The organism is Nocardia sp. NPDC050710 (assembly GCF_040654375.1).
Taxonomy (GTDB): domain Bacteria; phylum Actinomycetota; class Actinomycetes; order Mycobacteriales; family Mycobacteriaceae; genus Nocardia.
Genome location: NZ_JBFAHV010000048.1, coordinates 1 through 20,234, shown reverse-complemented (window position 1 = coordinate 20,234; position 20,234 = coordinate 1). Strand labels below are relative to the sequence as shown.

The 20,234-nt window shown below is 66.1% G+C and carries 2 protein-coding genes; both read right to left on the bottom strand.

What is annotated here, in order from left to right:
- On the bottom strand, positions 1-19,436 hold a 19,436-nt coding region (locus AB0H61_RS38575; RefSeq protein ID WP_357313775.1), incomplete at its 3' end, for a non-ribosomal peptide synthase/polyketide synthase.
- 159 nt (positions 19,437-19,595) lie between these two features.
- The coding region (locus AB0H61_RS38570) for a thioesterase domain-containing protein (protein ID WP_357313772.1) at positions 19,596-20,234 on the bottom strand (639 nt) is incomplete at its 5' end.

The following is a 20,234-nucleotide window of genomic DNA, read 5'->3' as shown; positions in this document are numbered from 1 at the left end:
GGAACGAAAGCCGCACCGGTCTTGGCCACCGCCCAGATCGCCGCGATCATCGAATACGAACGCGGGAACGACAGCGCCACCACACATTCCGGACCAACACCACGATCGATCAGCACCCGCGCCAACCGGGAGGAGTAGTCGTCGAGTTCGCCGTACGTAATCGACCTGCCCAAATAGCGCACGGCGATCCGCTCACGACCCAACCCCACGCCACGCGCCAACATATCCGGCAACAAACCACTATCGACAGCCGCCGCGCCACGCACCGGTACGAGCGACTCCCGCTCGCCGTCCAAGAGCATCGACAGGTCGCCGACCGGCGCGCCGGGTCGATCCGCGATGGCGGTCAGCAAGCGGGTGAACCGCTCGGCGAACACCCGCACGGTCGACTCGTCGAACAGATCACGGGCGAAGGTGAACATCGCATGCAGTCCGGCGCCGTCGCCTGCTTCCCGCACGGTCAGCGACAGGTCGAATTGTTCGGCCTGCATACCGGATTCGACCGCTTCGACGCGCAAACCAGGCAGTTCGAAACTGCTTTCCGGCACATTCTGCAACGACAACGACACCTGGAACAGCGGATTGCGCGCCGTCGAGCGCTCCGGATTCAGCAGTTCCACCAGCCGCTCGAACGGCAGATCGGCATGCGCGAAGGCCTGCAGATCGGCATGTTTGGTCTGGGCGAGCAACTCCTGGAAGGTGGCCGCACCGCGCACCTCGGTGCGCAAGACCAGCGTATTGACGAACATGCCGATCACATCGTCGACCTCGGCCTCACCGCGGCCGGCCACGGGGGTGCCGATCGCGATGTCCTCGGTACCCGACATGCGCGCCAGGAATACCGCCAATGCCGTGTGCAGCAACATGAACAGGGTGGCGTTCTGCTCGCGCGCGATCCCGCGCAGCCGCATGTGCACATCATTGTCGACGGCGAACAGCACCTGTCCACCGGCGAACGACTGCATCTTCGGACGTGGCCGATCAGCGGGCAGATTCAATTCATCGGGCACACCCGCCAACGCGGTGCGCCAGTACTCGGCCTGGGCCGTGATCAAGCTGTCCGGATCCGACTCCGAGCCGAGTACCTCCCGCTGCCACAGCGCGAAATCCGCGTACTGCACCGGCAGCGGCGCCCAACCGGGGGCCACCCCGGCCGCCCGGGCCGCGTAGGCCACCATCACATCGCGGGTCAGCGGGCCCATCGACCAACCGTCCGCGCTGATGTGATGGACGACGAAGACCAGCACGAATTCGCTGTCCGCGTCGGCAATCCGAAACAGCCTGGTACGCAATGGAATCTGCGAGGTCACATCGAATCCGGCGGAGACCAGTTCGCCGATCCGCCGCGGCAGTTCCACGCCCCGCACCGCCTCCGGGACCAGATCCGGCACCGCCCGGTCCACGGGCAGAATCACCTGGTACGCCGCGCCGTCCTGCTCCGGGTAGACGGTGCGCAGAGTTTCGTGCCTGGCGATCACATCGGCGACAGCCTGCTGAAGTGCGGCGACGTCGAGGTCACCCGTCAGCCGGACCGCGCCGGGCACGTTATAGGCCGCCGAATCGGGATCGAACTGGTTGAGGAACCACATTCGCTGCTGCGCCAACGACAGCGGCACCCGTTCGGGACGCGGTCCGGCGACCAGTGCCCGATGCCCACCCGCACCCGCGTGCCGCTCGACGGTGACGGCGAGCGCGGCGGGCGTGGACGCCTCGAACACCATTCGCACCGGCACCCTGGTATCCAATGCCGCGCCGATTCGCGCCACCACTTGGGTCGCGGACAGCGAATTACCGCCGAGGGCGAAGAAATCGTCGTCCGCGCCGACCCGCTCGATACCGAGGACATCGGCGAAGACCTGGGCGACGATTTCCTCGATCGGAGTCGACGGCGCGCGGAATACCTGAACCTCGAATTCGGGCTCCGGCAGTGCTTTTCGATCGAGCTTGCCGTTCACGGTGAGCGGCAACGCATCCAGCACCACGAAGGCCGACGGCACCATATACGACGGCAGGGCCTTGCTCAGCGCCGACTTCACCTGCGCCGTGTCGACTTCACCGTGCGATCCGACCAGATAGGCCACGACCCGGTCCCCGGTCCTGGCATCGGACTTCGCGATGACCGCGGTTCGGGCGATCTGCGGTAGTGCGAGTACCGCGGCTTCGATCTCGCCGAGTTCGATACGGAAACCACGAATCTTGACCTGGAAATCGGTGCGACCCCGATAGTCCAGCTCACCGTCGGCATTCCAGACCACCAGGTCACCGGTGCGGTACATCCGCAGACCCGGCTCGAACGGATTGGCCACGAAACGATCCGCCGTCAATTCCGAGCGACCGAAATACCCGCGTGCCAACTGCGCACCGGCCAGATACAACTCACCGGGCACACCCACCGGTACGGGACGCAGCCGCGAATCCAGCACGTAGACACGGCTGTTCCACTCCGGCGCACCGATCGAGACGGATAGGTGGTCGGCGTCGGTCACCCGGTGGCTGGTGATCGACACCGCCGCCTCGGTCGGGCCATACAAATTGAACAGCTCGACCCGCGGATACTCCCGAAGGAACCGCTGCGCCACCGCACCTGGCAGTGCCTCACCGATCGCCAGCACTCGGTGCAGCGATCCGGGCAGGTTTCCGGCGGTCTGTAGTGCGTCGAGCATCGACGGCACCACATGTAGCGTCGTCACCGATTCTCGGGCCATCAAGTCGTTCAGATACATCGGATCCCGATGCCCATCCGGCGCGGCGATCACCAGGCGACCACCGCATACCGCCGCCGACCAGAACTCCCACACCGATAGATCGAACGTCGCCGCCGTCTTCAGCAAAACGGCATCGGCGGCGTTCAAGCCGAATTCCGCTGTCTTCCAGAGCAGCTGATTGACGATCGCACCGTGCGGAACCGCGACGCCCTTGGGACGGCCCGTCGAACCGGATGTGAAGATCACATACGCCGTATTGTCCGGACGCAACGGCCCCAGTCGGTCCGAGGCCGAAATCGCCGCCTCGTCGCCGTCGATCCGCGCGAGGTCATCCACCCACACCAGCGGCGCGATATCGGTGCGGAATCCCGTGGCGGCGTTCGTCAGCACGCAGACCGGGGCGGCGGTCTCCAGAATGTAATCGGTACGCTCGGCGGCCTGATCCGGATCCACCGGCACATACGCACCACCAGCCCTGGCCACCGCGTACATCGCGACAACCAGATCCACCGAACGACGAATAGCCAACGCCACCCGCGACTCCGGACCCACACCCACCGAAATCAAATACCGGGCAAGACGATTCACCCGGGAATCCAGCTCGGCGTAGGACACGGCCGTGCCGTCGGCATCGACCAGCGCGACCGCTTCCCGCCGTCTCGCCACCGACGCGTCCAGCAATGACACCAGCGTCACGGACGCGGAACCAGCGGACCGGCCCGCGTTCCACTCGCGGGTGAGCCGGGCGCGTTCGACGGAATCGAGCATCTCGATATCGCCGACCGATGCCCGTGGCGCGGCGACGATCGCATCCAGTATCCGCAGGAAACGGTCCGTGAAACCCTGGACCGTGGCCGCGTCGAACAGATCCGAGGCATAGGTGACGATGCCGCCGATGCCCGCGGGGTTCCCACCTTCGTCGTAGCTGTCGGCCACGATCAGATGCAGATCGAATTGCGACAACTGGTGATCCGAGTCGAATCCGGCCACGGTGAGCCCGGGCAACTCCAGTCGCACCGGCGATAGATTCTGGAACGACAACCCCACCTGGAACAGCGGATGCCGCGCGGTCGAACGCTCCGGGTTGAGCACCTCGACCAGACGCTCGAACGGCACATCCGCATGCGCGAACGCCTGAACATCGACCTCACGTTGGCGGGCCAGCACATCCACGAACGATTCGTCCGCGTCGACCCGGGTGCGGAACACCAGGGTATTCACGAACATGCCGATCAGATCATCCAATTCGGCCTCGCCACGGCCCGCCATGGGCGTCCCGATGGCGATATCGTCGGTGCCGGATAGTCGAGCGAGCAGCAGCGCGAGCGCGGTGTGCACGAGCATGAACAGCGTCGCGCCTTCCGACCGCGCCAATTCGACCAGCGCTCGGTGGGTATCGGCGTCGATACGCAGCTCCACCGTGCCGCCCGTGAAGGACTGCACGGCCGGTCGCGGCCGATCCGACGGCAGATCCAGCTGGTCGGGCAGGTCGGCGAGCGCCTGCCGCCAGTAGGTGACCTGTTTGGTCGCCAGCGATTCCGGATCGTCTTCACTGCCGAGCAGCTCCCGCTGCCACAGCGCGTAGTCCGCGTACTGCACCGCCAGCGGCGCCCACCCCGGGGCCTGTCCCGTCGAACGTGCGATATAGGCCGTCATGAGGTCGCGCGTCAGCGGGCCCGCCGACGAGGCATCACCCGAAATGTGGTGGACGACCAGGGCGAGCACGAATTCGGCGTGGACATCGTCGATCTCGAACAGCACCGCGCGCACCGGCACCTCGGCGGTGACGTCGAAGGTCGCCGCGATCAGCTCGACGACCGCGGATTCGACCTCGGCCGCGGTGACCCGCCGGATCGCCAGCTCCGGCGTACCGGCCTGTCCCGGTGGCAGGATTACCTGCGCCGGGCCGTGTTCGGTCTGCGGATAGACGGTGCGCAGGATCTCGTGCCGCGCCACGATATCGGCGAAGGCGTATCGCAGCGCGGCGATATCGAGGTCACCGGTGAGCCGGATGGCGACCGGAATGTTGTAGGCCGCCGACTCGGTATCGAACCGGTTCAGGAACCACATGCGCTGCTGCGCCAGCGACAGCGGGATATGGTCCGGGCGCGGTATGGGGGTCAGTGCCCGGCGACCGCCGGAACCCGAATGTTGCTCCGCCTTGACCGCTAGTCCGGCAACGGTGGATGCCTCGAAGAGCATGCGCACCGGCACCCTGGCATCCAATGCCGCGCCGATTCGCGCGGCAACCTGGGTGGCCAGCAATGAATTACCACCCAAGGCGAAGAAATCATCATCCGCACCGACCCGCTCCACACCGAGAACATCGGCGAACACCTGCGCGACGATCTCCTCGATCGGAGTCGAGGGCGCACGAAACGCCTGAACCTCGAACTCCGGCTCCGGCAACGCCTTCCGATCCAACTTGCCGTTCACATTCAACGGCAAAGCATCCAGCACCACGAACGCCGACGGCACCATGTATGACGGCAGGCTCGCGGCTAGCGCAGACTTCACGCCCGCGACATCGACACCGCTGGTTGCATCCGACGCCACCAGATAGGCCACCAGACGGTCACCGGTCTTGGCATCGGACTTCGCCAGCACCGCAGCCTGTGCGACCCCGGGCAAGGCGAGCAAAGCGGCCTCGATCTCACCCAACTCGATACGGAAACCACGAATCTTGACCTGGAAATCGGTACGACCCCGATAGTCCAGCTCACCATTGGCATTCCACGCAACCAAGTCACCCGTGCGATACATCCGAGTGCCCGGCTCGAACGGATTCGCCACGAACCGATCCGCCGTCAGATCGGAACGCCCGAAATACCCGCGCGCCAACTGCGCACCAGCCAAATACAACTCACCCGACACACCCACCGGAACCGGACGCAACCGCGCATCCAGCACATAAACCTGGCTGTTCCACTCCGGCACACCGATCGACACCGACAGGTTGTCCGCAGCGCTCACCCGATGGCTGGTAATCGACACCGCCGCCTCGGTCGGGCCATACAAATTGAACAGCGCAACCCGCGGATACTCCCGCAAGAACCGCTGCGCCAAAGCAGCGGGCAACGCCTCACCGATCGCCAACACTCGCCACAACGAATCGGGCAGCCCGGCGGTCATCAACGCATCGAGCATCGACGGCACCACATGCAGCGTGGTCACCCACTCGCGAACCATCAACTCGTTCAAATACCCCGGATCACGGTGCCCATCCGGCGCGGCGATCACCAAACGACCACCACAGACGGCGGCGGACCAGAACTCCCACACCGACAAATCGAACGTCGCAGCCGTCTTCAGCAGAACGGCATCGGCGGCATCCAAACCGAATTCAGCCGTCTTCCACAACAACTGATTCACGATCGCACCATGCGAAACCGCGACACCCTTGGGACGACCCGTCGAACCCGACGTGAAAATCACATACGCCGTATTGTCCGGGCGCAACGGCGCGAGCCGCTCCGCATCCACTACCGGCTCGGCCGACAGCCCGTCGAGCTCGAGTGCGTCCACTCGCACTACCGGCGCGACATCCGTGGCGAACTCAGCGGTGGCCAGTACACAGACCGGTGCCGCCGTCGACAAGATGTAATCGGTACGCTCCGCAGCCTGATCCGGATCCACCGGCACATACGCACCACCAGCCCTGGCCACCGCATACATCGCCACAACCAGATCCACCGAACGACGAATAGCCAACGCCACCCGCAACTCCGGACCCACACCCACCGAAATCAAATACCGGGCAAGACGATTCACCCGCGCATCCAACTCCGCATACGTCAGCTGCGCACCATCATCGGACACCAACGCAACGGCCTTCGGATCCGAAGCCACCGACGCATCCAACAACGACACCAACGTCGCCTCGGAATCCACCGCCCGTTCGGTCGCATTGCGGTCACCGAGCAGCTCGGCGCGTTCCGCCACCGCCAGCAGCTCGATATCCCCCACCGCCCGGTGCGGCGCGGCCACAATAGCGTCCAGCAACCGGGTGAAGCGTTCCGCGAAACCCTGCACCGTGGCACGGTCGAACAGATCGGTGGCGTAGGTGAAGATCCCGCCGATACCCAGCGGATCGCCGTCCGCGCCGTAGTTATCCGCGACGATGAGATGCAGATCGAACTGCGACAACTGCGCGTCGGTCGCCACTTCGGCCACCGTCAGGCCGGGCAGTTCCAATGCGGCCTGCGCCAGGTTCTGGAACGACAGACCCACCTGGAACAGCGGATGCCGCGCCGTCGAGCGCTCCGGGTTGAGCACCTCGACCAGACGCTCGAACGGCACATCCGCATTCGCGAACACCTGGATATCGGCCTCGCGTTGCCGTGCCAGCAGATCCGCGAAGGACTCGCCCGGATCGACCAGCGTGCGGAACACCAGCGTATTGACGAACATGCCGATCAAATCATCCAGCTCGGCCTCACCGCGACCGGCCATCGGCGTACCGATCGCGATATCGCCGGTCCCGGATAGTCGAGCCAGCAATGCCGCGAAGGCCGTGTGGACGACCATGAACAGAGTGGCACCCTCGGCCCTGGCCATCTCCACCAGTGCCCGATGCGTCTCGGCACCGATCCGCACCTCGACCCGGCCACCCATGAACGACTGCACCGCGGGCCGTTGCCGATCGGACGGCAGATCCAATTGGTCCGGAAGATCCGCCAAGGCCTGCCGCCAATAGCCGATCTGCTTGGCCGCCAACGACTCCGGATCATCCTCACTACCCAGCAGCGCACGCTGCCAGATGCTGTAATCCGCGTACTGCACCGCCAGCGGGGCCCACCCCGGAGCCTGCCCCGCCGCACGCGCGGCATAGGCCGTCATGAGATCGCGCGTCAACGGCCCGGCCGACGAACCATCACCGGAAATGTGGTGCACCACCATGGCCAGCACGAATTCGTCTGCCGCGTCGGTGATCTCGAACAGCACCGCTCGGACCGGCACCCCCGCGGTCACATCGAATGCCGTCGACATCAATTCCGCGATCGCGGCTTCGACCCGATCCGCGGCCACCGAGCGCCACAGCAGTTCGGGCACACCGTCCCGCCCCACGGGCAGGATCACCTGAATCGGCTCCGAATCGGTCTGCGGGTATACCGTCCGCAACGTCTCGTGCCGCGCGACGATATCGGCGAATGCCTGTCGCAGCGCCGCGATATCGAGTGCGCCGCTCAGCCGCACGGCCACCGGAATGTTGTACGCGGCCGATTCGGTATCGAACCGATTCAGGAACCACATCCGCTGCTGCGCCAGCGACAGTGGAATGCGTTCCGGCCGCGGACCCGCCACCAACGCCTGGCGCTCGCCCGCACCGGATTGCTCCGCGAGCAATGCGGCGAGCCCGGTGACCGTCGAGGCCTCGAACAGCAGGCGCAGCGGTACCCGGGTATCCAGCGCCGCACCGAGCCGCGCGACCAAACCTGCCGCGACCAGCGAGTTCCCGCCGAGTTCGAAGAAGTCGTCATCGGCGCCGACCCGCTCCAGCCCGAGGACCTCCGCGAACGCGGCGCAGACCACCGACTCCAATTCGGTAACCGGTGCGCGGAATTCGCGACCGGTGAAGGTCGGCGCGGGCAACGCCCGGCGATCCAACTTGCCGTTCGCGGTCAGCGGTACCGCGTCGAGCGTCACGAATATCGACGGCACCATATACGACGGCACCGCCGCCGACAGATGCGCTCGAAGCAGCTCCGTATCCAAGGACGCACCGGCGGCGGGGACCGCGTAGGCGACCAGCTGATCACCGATATGGGCGTCCGCGTGGACGACAACCACCGCCTGCGCGATCGAATCATGCGCCGTCAGAACCGCTTCGATCTCACCGAGCTCGATGCGGAAGCCACGCAACTGCACCTGCTGGTCACTGCGACCGGCGTATTCGAGGCGCGCTTGCGCGCCGGAACCGGCCCAGCGACCCACATCGCCACTGCGATACATGCGAGAACCAGGCTCCCCGAAGGGATTCGCCACGAATCGCGATGCGGTCAGTCCGGGCCGCCCCAGATAGCCGCGCGACAGCTGGGCGCCGGTCACATAGATTTCCCCGGCTACACCCACCGGCACCGGGGCCACCCGGGAATCGAGTGCGTATGCCGCCAATCCGGGCAGCGCCCGCCCGATAACGCTGGCCGGATCGGCCACCATCTGCTCATTCAGCGCCACGAACGACACGTGCACCGTGGTTTCGGTGATGCCGTACATATTCACCAGTCGCGGCGCGTGCGCCGGGTGGCGTTCGTACCAGCGCCGCAACCGGCGCAGATCCAGCGCTTCGCCGCCGAAGATCACATACCGCAGCGCCATATCGGCCGGATATGCGGCCCGGTCGGCCTCCACCAGCTGATAGAACGCGGACGGCGTCTGGTTCAGCACCGTCACCTTGTCGCGAATCAGCAACTCGCGGAACAGCTCCGGGGATCGCGAGGTCAGGTAGTCGACCACGATGACCGAGCCGCCGTAGGCCAGCGCGCACCACAGTTCCCACACCGAGAAGTCGAAGGCGAACGAGTGGAACATCGTCCACACATCGGTCTCGTCGAATCCGAACAGCGGCTCGGTGTGCAGCAGCAGCTCGACCGCATTGCGATGGGTGACGCCGACGCCCTTGGGCACGCCGGTGGAACCGGAGGTGTAGATGACGTACGCCAGGTTGTCCGGGCGCAGTGGCCGAATTCGGTCGGCATCGGTGACCGGCTCGTACGGGAACTCGATCGCCTGCTCCAACAACAGCACCGGAAGATCCTGTGCCGGAATTGAATCCACGTCATCCGTGGTGGTCAGGAGGCACGCCGGACGGGCGTCGGCGAAGATGAACTCGAGGCGTTGCACCGGGTAGGTGGTATCGATCGGCACATAGGCCGCGCCCGTCACCAGCACCGCGAGCAGTGCGACCGGCAGCTCTTCGGTGCGTGATACGGCCACCGCCACCAGCGACTCCGGCCCGACGCCCTGTGCGATGAGCGCCCGCGCCACCCGGTTGGCCCGCTGCCACAGCTGCCCGAACGACACCGTCGCGTCACCCGATCGCACCGCGACCGCGCCCGGCCGCAGCCGGGCCTGCTCCCCGATCAGATCCACCAGGGTCAGCCCGGGCACCGGCGCACCGGAGGTTCGGGCGCCGGTCAGCATCAGATCGCGCTCGCCGGGCGCGAACAGATCGATATCGCCGACAACCGCGTGGGCATCCGCCGCCACCGCGGCGAGCACCCGTTCGAAGCGTTCGGCGAACACCCGGACCGTCGCGGCGTCGAACAGATCCGCGGCATAGGTGAATTCGGCCGATATCCCCGCCGCGACGCCATCCTCGCCGAGGTGCTCCGCCAGCGTCACCTGCACATCGAACTTCGCCGGTGGGATGCCGGCGTCCACACCCGAGACGGTCAACCCGGGCAATTCGAGGGCGGTGTTGCCCATGTTCTGGAAGGTCAGCATCACCTGGAAAAGGGGATGCCGCGCGGTCGACCGAACCGGATTCAACAATTCGACCAACCGCTCGAACGGGAGGTCGGCGTGCTCGAAAGCGCGCAGATCGGCTTCCTTGGCGTGTGCGAGCAGCTCCCGGAAGGTGAGCTCACCGGTCACCGGGGTGCGCAGCACCAAGGTGTTGACGAACATGCCGATCAGATCATCCAGTTCGGACTCGCCACGACCGGCCACGGGCGTACCGATCGCGATATCCCTAGCCCCCGAGAGCCGCGCGAGCAGCACCGCCAGTGCCGCGTGCACGACCATGAACAGGGTGGCGCTCTCGGCCCGCGCCAGGTCCAGCAGTGCGCGATGCGTTCCGGCATCGACCTGGATCGCGAGTGTGCCGCCCGCGAACGACTGGACCGCGGGACGTGGACGGTCCGACGGCAGGTCGAGCTGATCCGGCAGCTCGGCGAGGGCCCGTCGCCAGTAGCCGATCTGCGCGGCCGCCAGCGATTCCGAATCGTCCTCACTACCCAGCAGCGCACGCTGCCAGATGCTGTAATCCGCATACTGCACCGCCAGCGGCGACCATCCCGGCGCCTGTCCCACCGCACGCGCGGCGTAGGCCGTCATGAGATCGCGCGTCAACGGGGCAACCGACCAACCGTCACCCGCGATGTGGTGCACCACCATGGCCAGCACGAATTCCGGACCCGTCGCGCCGATCCGGAACAATGCGACCCGCACCGGAACCTCGGCGGTCACATCGAACGTCGTCGACAGCACCTCGTGCACGGCCGCCGGGATCTCGGCCGCCGCGACCGGACGGACCTCCAACTCCGGAAGTACCTGTGCCACAGGCAGAATCACCTGAACCGGACCGTCATCGGTGTGCGGATACACCGTGCGCAGCGACTCGTGCCGCGCCATCACATCCGCGACGGCCTGCCGCAATGCGGCGATATCGAGGTCACCGGTCAATCGGATGGCGATCGGTATGTTGTATACCGCCGAGCCGCTGTCGAACTGGTTCAGGAACCACATCCGCTGCTGCGCGGACGACAGCGGGATGCGCTCGGGTCGCGGACCGGCGACCAACGCGAGTCGTCCACCCGCACCGGCGAACTCGCCGATCAGCACCGCCAATCCGGCGACGGTCGAGGCGTCGAACAGCACCCGCACCGGCACCCGCGCATTCACCGCCGCGCCGATGCGCGCCGTGACCTGGGTGGCGAGCAGGGAGTTGCCGCCCAATGCGAAGAAGTCGTCGTCGGCGCCGACCTGCTCGACCCCCAATACCTCCGCATAGACCGCGGCCACGATCCGCTCGACGGGAGTGGACGGCGCACGGAAAGCGCGGGCCTCGAAGACCGGCTCCGGCAGTGCTTTCCGATCCAATTTGCCGACCGGGGTCAGCGGGATCTCGTCCAGGACGATCATCGCGGCGGGCACCATATGCGGCGGCAGGATCCGCGCCGCATACGCGGTCAGATCCGCGATATCGACCGCCCGATCCGGTGCGGCCAGCACATAGGACACCAGAATTGTCGCGCCGACGGAGTTCTCGCGACCGAGCGTAATCGCGAAGTCGACGTCGTGGTGGCTGCCGAGCACCGCGTCGATCTCACCCAATTCGATGCGGAAGCCGCGGATCTTCACCTGGAAGTCCGACCGCCCCACGTAGTCGAGTTCCCAATCCACCGAAGGCAACTCGGTGTTCCCGGACCGCTCCCCCGGTTCGGCGTACCAGCGCACCACGTCGCCGGTTCGATACATCCGCGTGCCCGGTTCACCCCACGGATTGGCGATGAAACGCTCCGCACTCAATCCCGGACGGTTGTGGTATCCACGCGCCAGAGCGCCACCCGCGAGATACAGCTCGCCCGCGACACCGGGCGGGACCGGATTGAGCCGGGAGTCGAGTACCAGCGCCGACATTCCCCGTACCGGGCTGCCGATCGTGATGTGCCTGCCCGCGGTCAAGGTCGCGTAGGACGAGATGATCGTGGTCTCGGTCGGACCGTAGCCATTGAAGTACCGCCGCCCCGGCTGCCACTTGGCCAGCAATTCCGGGGTCGTCACATCACCGCCCACCGACAGGACCTCGATGTCGTCCAGCCCGGTCGGATCGACGGTGCCGAGCACCGCGGGGGTGATGATCGCGTGGGTCACCCGTTCGGCGCGCAATAGTTCGGCCAGGTCCACGCCACCGATGACGGTCGGCGGCACGATCACCAGGGTGGCGCCGTTGGAGAAGGCGCACAGCCATTCCAGGACCGACGGGTCGAAGCTCGGTGAGCAGATATGCAGGAACCGATGCCGCTGCTCCAGCCCGTAGACCTCGGTCGCGTATTCGACGAGGCCGCCCAATCCAGCGTGCGTGACGGTGACGCCCTTCGGCATACCCGTCGAACCGGAGGTGTAGATCACATACGCCGGATGCCGCATCAGCAGCGGCGTCAGGCGGTCGCCATCGGTGACCGGAGCCGGGGATTCGGTTGCCAGCAGCGCATCCGTCGCCGGATCATCGAGCACCAGCCAGTCCACCGCGCCGGGCAGCGCGTCGAGATACTCGGCCGCGGTGAGGCCGACGACGGCGGCCGAATCGGTCACCATATGCCGCACCCGGTCGACCGGGTAGTTCGGATCTATCGGCACGTGAGCGCCACCGGCCTTGGCCACCGCCCATACCGCGGCGACCATCTCCAGGCTCCGTGGGAAGGCCAGCGCCACCAGCTTTTCCGGGCCGACACCGCGGCCGATCAGGACGCGCGCCAAACGACTCGTGTACTCGTCGAGTTCGCGGTAGCTGATCGACCGGCCACGGTAGCGGACCGCCGTATGGCGCGGACTGGACAGCCGCGCACCGCGGGTGAGTAGATCCGGCAGCAGTCCGGTCGCCATGACGTGCTCACCCTGGACCTGGGTCAGCAGTTTGCGTTCGGTCTCGGTCAGCAGCGGTAGGTCGCCGACCGGGGTCTCCGGCTGGGCGACGATCGCCTCCAGCAATCCGGTGAAACGGTCGGCGAACCCGCGGACGGTGGCATCGTCGAACAAGTCGCGCGCGAAGGAGAACTCGGCGTGCATTCCCGCACTGTCATCGACTTCCTGAACCGTCAGCGACAGATCGAATTTGGCGGTGTCGACATCGAAATCGACGGCGCCGACCCGAAGTTCGGGCAGTTCGAAGGTGCTCTCGGGCAGATTCAGGAAGGACAGCGCGACCTGGAACAGCGGATGGCGCGCGGTGGAGCGCTCCGGATCGAGCAGTTCGACCAGTCGCTCGAACGGCAGATCCGCATGCGCGAAGGCGCGCAGGTCGGCATCCTTGGTGGCGTCCAGCAGCTCGCCGAAGGTGAGTTCGCCGGGTACGCGCGCACGCAATACCAGCGTATTGACGAACATGCCGATCATGTCGTCGAGTTCGGCCTCACCGCGACCGGCCACCGGGGTGCCGATCGCAATGTCCTCGGTGCCGGACATGCGCGCCAGGAACACCGCCAATGCGGCATGCACCACCATGAACATCGTCGCGTTGTGCGCGCGCGCCAGCTCGGCCAGCGCCGCGTGCACTTCCGGGTCGACGGCGAAGCCGACCCTGCCGCCGGCGAAGGACTGCGTGGTCGGCCGGGATCGATCGGCGGGCAGGTTGAGCTCATCGGGCAGACCGGCCAATGCGGTGCGCCAGTACTCGGCCTGCTGCGAGATCACACTCTCGGGATCGGATTCCGAACCGAGTACCGCTCGCTGCCAGATGCTGAAGTCCGCGTACTGCACCGGCAACGGCGGCCATCCCGGCGCCACACCACCGCTGCGAGCGACATAGGCCAGCATCAGATCACGCAGCAGCGGCCCCATCGACCACCCGTCGGCGCTGATGTGATGCGCCACGAACACCAGGACATGGTCGGTCTCGTCGAGCTGGAACAGTCCGGCGCGGAACGGAACTTCGGTCGTGACATCGAATCCGGCCGCGATGACCTGCTGGACCTCGTGCGCGACGCGCTCCGGATCGATCCGGAGCGCGGTCAGCTCCACCGGCATTTCGTGCGGCGTCAGGATCCGCTGTACCGGGCCTCGCGCGGTCTGCGGGAAGATCGTGCGCAGAATCTCGTGCCGGGCCACCATATCCCGCACCGCGAGCCGCAACGCGGCGATATCCAGCACACCGGTCAGTCGCACCGCCGCCGGAATGTTGTTGACCGCGGAGGTGGGATCGAATTGGTTCAGGAACCACATCCGCTGCTGGGCCAGCGACAATGGGATGTGCTCCGGGCGCGGGCCCGCCACCAATGCCCGCCGTGCACCGGTACCGGCGTGCTGCTCCACCAGGATGGCCGCGCCCGCCACGGACGGCGCCTCGAACAGCACCCGTACCGGTACGCGTGCGTCGAGCGCCGCGCCGATCCGCGCAGCAACCTGGGTGGCCAGCAATGAATTACCACCCAAGGCGAAGAAATCATCATCCGCACCGACCCGCTCCACACCGAGAACATCGGCGAACACCTGCGCGACGATCTCCTCGATCGGAGTCGAGGGCGCACGAAACGCCTGAACCTCGAACTCCGGCTCCGGCAACGCTTTCCGATCCAACTTGCCGTTCACATTCAACGGCAAAGCATCCAGCACCACGAACGCCGACGGCACCATATACGACGGCAAAGCCGCACTCAGGGCAGACTTCACCCCCGCCACATCGATATCCGCAGGAGCCACCAGGTAGGCCACCAGGCGATCACCGGTCTTGGCATCGGACTTCGCCAGCACCGCGGCCTGCGTGATCTGCGGCAACGCCAACAGCGCGGCTTCGATCTCACCCAACTCGATACGGAAACCACGAATCTTGACCTGGAAGTCCGTACGGCCCCGATAGTCGAGTTCACCGTCGGCATTCCACGCCACCAAGTCGCCGGTGCGATACATGCGAGCACCGGAACCAAACGGGTTGGCCACAAACCGATCCGCCGTCAGATCGGCTCGCCCGAAATAGCCCCGCGCCAACTGCGCACCGGCCAGATACAACTCACCCGACACACCCACCGGAACCGGACGCAACCGCGCATCCAGCACATAGACCTGGCTGTTCCACTCCGGCACACCGATCGACACCGACAGGTTGTCCGCAGCGCTCACCCGATGGCTGGTAATCGACACCGCCGCCTCGGTCGGGCCATACAAATTGAACAGCTCAACCCGCGGATACTCCCGCAAGAACCGCTGCGCCACAGCAGCGGGCAACGCCTCACCGATCGCCAGCACCCGACGCAACGAATCGGGCAGCCCGGCGGTCATCAGCGCGTCCAGCATCGAAGGCACCGCATGCAGGGTGGTGACGCGCTCGCGCTCCATCAGGTCGCTCAGATAGCCCGGATCGCGGTGACCGTCGGGGGCCGCGATCACCAGGCGGCCGCGGCATGCGGCAGCCGACCAGAACTCCCACACCGACAGGTCGAAGGTCGCCGCCGTCTTCAGCAAGACGGCATCCGCGATATTGAGCCGGAATGCCGCTGTCTTCCACGCCAATTGGTTCGTGATCGCCGCGTGGGTGACCGCGACGCCCTTCGGGCGACCGGTGGAGCCCGAGGTGAAGATCACGTATGCCGTGTGGTGCGGACGCAATGGCGCAATCCGGTCGGCGTCGGTGATCGAGGCGGCCGATCCGGCCATGCGGAGTTCGTCGACCCGCACTACGGGCGCGATATCGGTAGTGAACTCCGCGTCGGCGGTGGTCAGCACGCAGACCGGTGCCGCGGTCTCCAGAATGTAATCGGTACGCTCCGCGGCCTGATCCGGATCCACCGGCACATACGCACCACCAGCCTTGGCCACCGCGTACATCGCCACAACCAGATCCACCGAACGACGAATAGCCAACGCCACCCGCGACTCCGGACCCACACCCACCGAGATCAGGTGCCGGGCAAGCTGATTCACTCGGGAATCCAGCTCGGCATAAGTGAGCTGCGCACCGTCGGCGTCGACCAATGCCACCGAGTCCGGGACCACCGCGACCGTCGCAGCCAGCAGCGACACCAGAGTCGCGGACGAATCCACCGCGTGGGCCGTGTCGTTCCACGCGGTGCGGATCCGCGCATTCTCCTCCGGCGACAGCAGGTCGATCGCATCGACCGCAACCGTCGGATCCGCGGTGATCGCGTCGATCAGGCGCACGAACCGGTCCGCGAGACGCCGCACCGTCGATTCTTCGAAGAGGTCGGTCGCATAACTGAATTCGGCACTGATCTGCTCCGGCGTACCGTCCTCGGCATACAGGTCGGTCAGGGTGAGCTGTAGATCGGTCTTGGCGAGGCGGGTATCGAAATCGACGGAGGTCACCGACAATCCGGGCAGCTCGAAGCTGGTCCGCTCGAGGTTCTGGAAGGACAACCCGACCTGGAACAGTGGGCTGCGCGCCGCGGATCGCACGGGATTGAGCACCTCGACCAGGCGCTCGAACGGCACATCCGCATTCGCGAACGCCTCCAGATTCCGTTCCCTGACCTCCGCCAGCAGCTCCGCGAACCCCATGCCGGGACGCACCCGGGTGCGGAATACCAGGGTGTTGACGAACATGCCGATCAGATCGTCGAGTTCACGTTCACCGCGACCCGCGATCGGGGTGCCGACGGCGATATCGTCGGTGCCGGACAGGCGCGCCAGCAGTACGGCGAGCGCGGCATTGCACACCATGAACAGCGAGGCGTTGTTCGCGCGCGCGATCTCCTGCAATCGCGCGTGCCGATCGGCGGCGATCTCGAAGCGAATCGCCCTACCCTGGAACGACTGCGCCGGGGGCCGTGGCCGGTCCGCGGGAAGTTCCAGCTGGTCGGGCATTCCGGCCAATGCCGACTTCCAATAGGCGATCTGTCGCGCGGCAGGCGAGTCCGGATCCTCCTCCGAACCCAGTACCGCACGCTGCCACAGCGCGTAGTCCGCGTACTGGACCGGCAACGGATCCCATGCGGGCGCACTGCCCGCGGCACGCGCCGAATAGGCCAGCATCACATCGCGGGCCAGCGGCCCCATCGACGCACCGTCGGCGGAGACGTGGTGCACCGTGAACGCGACAATATGCTCGTCCTCGGCGATCCGGAACAGAGCCATCGCGACCGGCACGTCGACGGTCACATCGAAGGTGGTGAGCGCGAATTCGATGATCCGGGAGACCACATCGGCCGCGGGCACTTCGATCGGGGTCAGCGTGAACGGCCGCGCCGGCGCCGGATGGATCACCTGGTGCGGGCCGTCGTCGGCACGCGGGTAGACCGTCCGCAATGCCTCATGCCTGGCGAAGACATCGCCGATGGCCAGGCCGAGCGCCCGCACGTCCAGCTGGCCGGTGAGCCGCACGGCCAGCGGAATATTGTCCACCGCCGAGCCCGCCGGATCGAACTGGTTGAGGAACCAATACCGTTGCTGGGCAGGCGAGAGCGGAATCCGCGCGGGTCGCGGCATCGGCGCGAGCGCCAAACGTCCACCGGAACCCTCGTGCTGCTCGAGCCGGGCGGCCAGCGCGGCCACGGTCGGTGAATCGAAGAGCAGCCGGGCCGGAATCTGCGCGTCCAGATCGGCGCCGAGCCGGGCGATCACCCGCGTCGCGATCAGCGAATTCCCGCCGAGCGCGAAGAAGTCGTCATCCGCGCCGACGGGCGATTCGGTCTCCAGTAGTTCGGCGAATACCGTGGCGACCAGCGTTTCCATCCGCCCCGACGGCGCCCTGAACGCCTTGGCTCGCAATTGCGGCGCGGGCAATGCTGCACGGTCCAGTTTGCCCACCGGTGTCAGCGGGATCCGATCCAGCACCATGATGGTGGTGGGCACCATATGCGCGGGCAGACTGCGCTCGGCGTGCCCGGTCAACGCATCCACATCCACCACCGCACCCGGTGCCGCATGCACATACGAAACGAGAATCGTCGCGCCCGTATCCAGATCATGTCCGACGGTGACCGCGAAATCGACCGCCTCGTGCCCGGCCAGCACCGCATCGATCTCACCCAGCTCGATCCGGAAACCACGGATCTTCACCTGGAAATCATTGCGGCCCAGGTACTCCAGCTCACCGGAGGCGGTCCAACGCACCAGATCACCGGTGCGATACAAGCGGGAACCACTGGGATCGAACGGATTCGCGACGAAACGCGCCGCCGTCAGCGACGCACGCCGATGATAACCACGCGCCAACTGCGCACCGGTGATATACAACTCACCGACCACGCCATTCGGCACCGGCGTCAACCGATCATCCAGCACGAACTCACTGATCGCCCGAATCGGACCACCAATGGTCACGACCTCACCAGGCACCAACGGCGCACTGATATTGGTCATGATCGTGGTCTCGGTCGGACCATAACCGTTGTAGAACTCCCGGGTCACACCATCAGCGACCGGCACAACCCAGCGACGCACCAGCTCCGGCGGACACGCCTCACCACCAGCCACCACAACCCGCAGCGCATCCAACCCCGCCGGATCCACCGAGGCCAGCGCCGCCGGGGTGATGAAGGCGTGCGTAACCTCTTCACGGCGCAGCAGATTCGCCAGCTCGACACCGCCATACACCATCGGCGCGACCACCACCATGGTCGCCGCCCCACCCAGAGCCAGCAGCAGCTCCAGCACCGAAGCATCGAACGACGGCGACGCGAAATGCAGTGTGCGCGAATCACTCGTCACCCGGTAGCGGTCGCGCTGCTCATCACAAAAGCTCGACAACCCGGCCTGGGTGACCACCACACCCTTGGGCTTACCGGTAGATCCCGAGGTGTAGATGACATAAGCCGGATGATCAGCCCGCAGCAAGCGCAGCCGATCGGCGTAAGTCACCGGCTCCACCGAATACTCGTCGAGTCGGCCTGCGAACTCCGCGTCATCGATCGCCAGCCACTCGACCTCACCGGGCAGCGTCGCGGCCACCGATGTGACGGTGAGCCCCACCACCGCGCCGGAATCGATCACCATGTGCTCGACCCGGTCCGCGGGATAGTTCGGATCGACCGGGACAAATCCCGCGCCCGTCTTCGCGACGGCCCACACCGCCACGACCGAATCCACCGACCGCGGCACACCCACGGCTACCAGATCCTCAGGACCGACGCCCCGGTCGATCAACAGTCGCGCCATCCGCGTCGATCGCGCGTCCAGCTCGGCGTAGCTGATCTCGGCCAGGGTGGCATCGGCATCGGCCACCCGGATGGCGATGCCACCGGGGTTGGCCTCCACGGCGGCCGTCAGCAGCTGGGGCAGTGTCTTGACCCGCGACCGCTGGTTCCGACCGGGTCGCCTGCGCTCCGGGCGCGTCATGCGGACACCAGCTCGACAATTCCGAATGGACGGTTGACAACTACCTGAGCCATCATTCGGCTCCCCCGATCTAGCTACTCAGATGCGCTCCCCTTCATGGCGCGCCCGCGTGTGCATCGTGGCAACGAACGGCCTCCGTTACCAAATGTGAAATACAGCCTACCGATCCCTTCGATCGAGCAGACTTGCCACCACTGGACCTATGATGTTGAGCACCTCCGGTGAGGTCAGCATGTCGTGAGCGGCCGCGACGGGATGGTCGACGATCTCCCCGTCGACCAGTGACCGCCAGCTACCCGCGAAGTCACCACCCTCGGCACTGAAGTAATCCAGCCGACCACGGAATACCCCGAACTCGTGTGCCGCCTCCAGCCGCGCCGAGCGCACCGCACCGCGATAGATCTGACGCAACCGCTCCTCGGTGATCACCGCCAACTCCGCCGGGATGGTGGCATGCAGTGCCGCCAGCGCCTGCTCGCTCAAGTCGTCGACATCACCGTCGGATATGAGCGCATCACCTGTGACGCCCATCTCGGCGAACAGCGCCGCGATATCGGAGCGCAGGTCCGCGATATCGCGACTGATCCGGCTGTCGAGCATCACCAGCGCGCCGACCTCGGCCCCGACCGCCTGCAACGCCACCGCGACCGCATGAGCGAGCACACCACCGATCGACCAACCGAGCAGGTGGTATGGGCCTTCGGGCTGCACCGACCGGATCTCCGCCACATAGCGAGCCACCAGCTCATCCAGCGACTCCGGCAAATAATCCGGCTCCGACAACGCGGGCGACTGCAC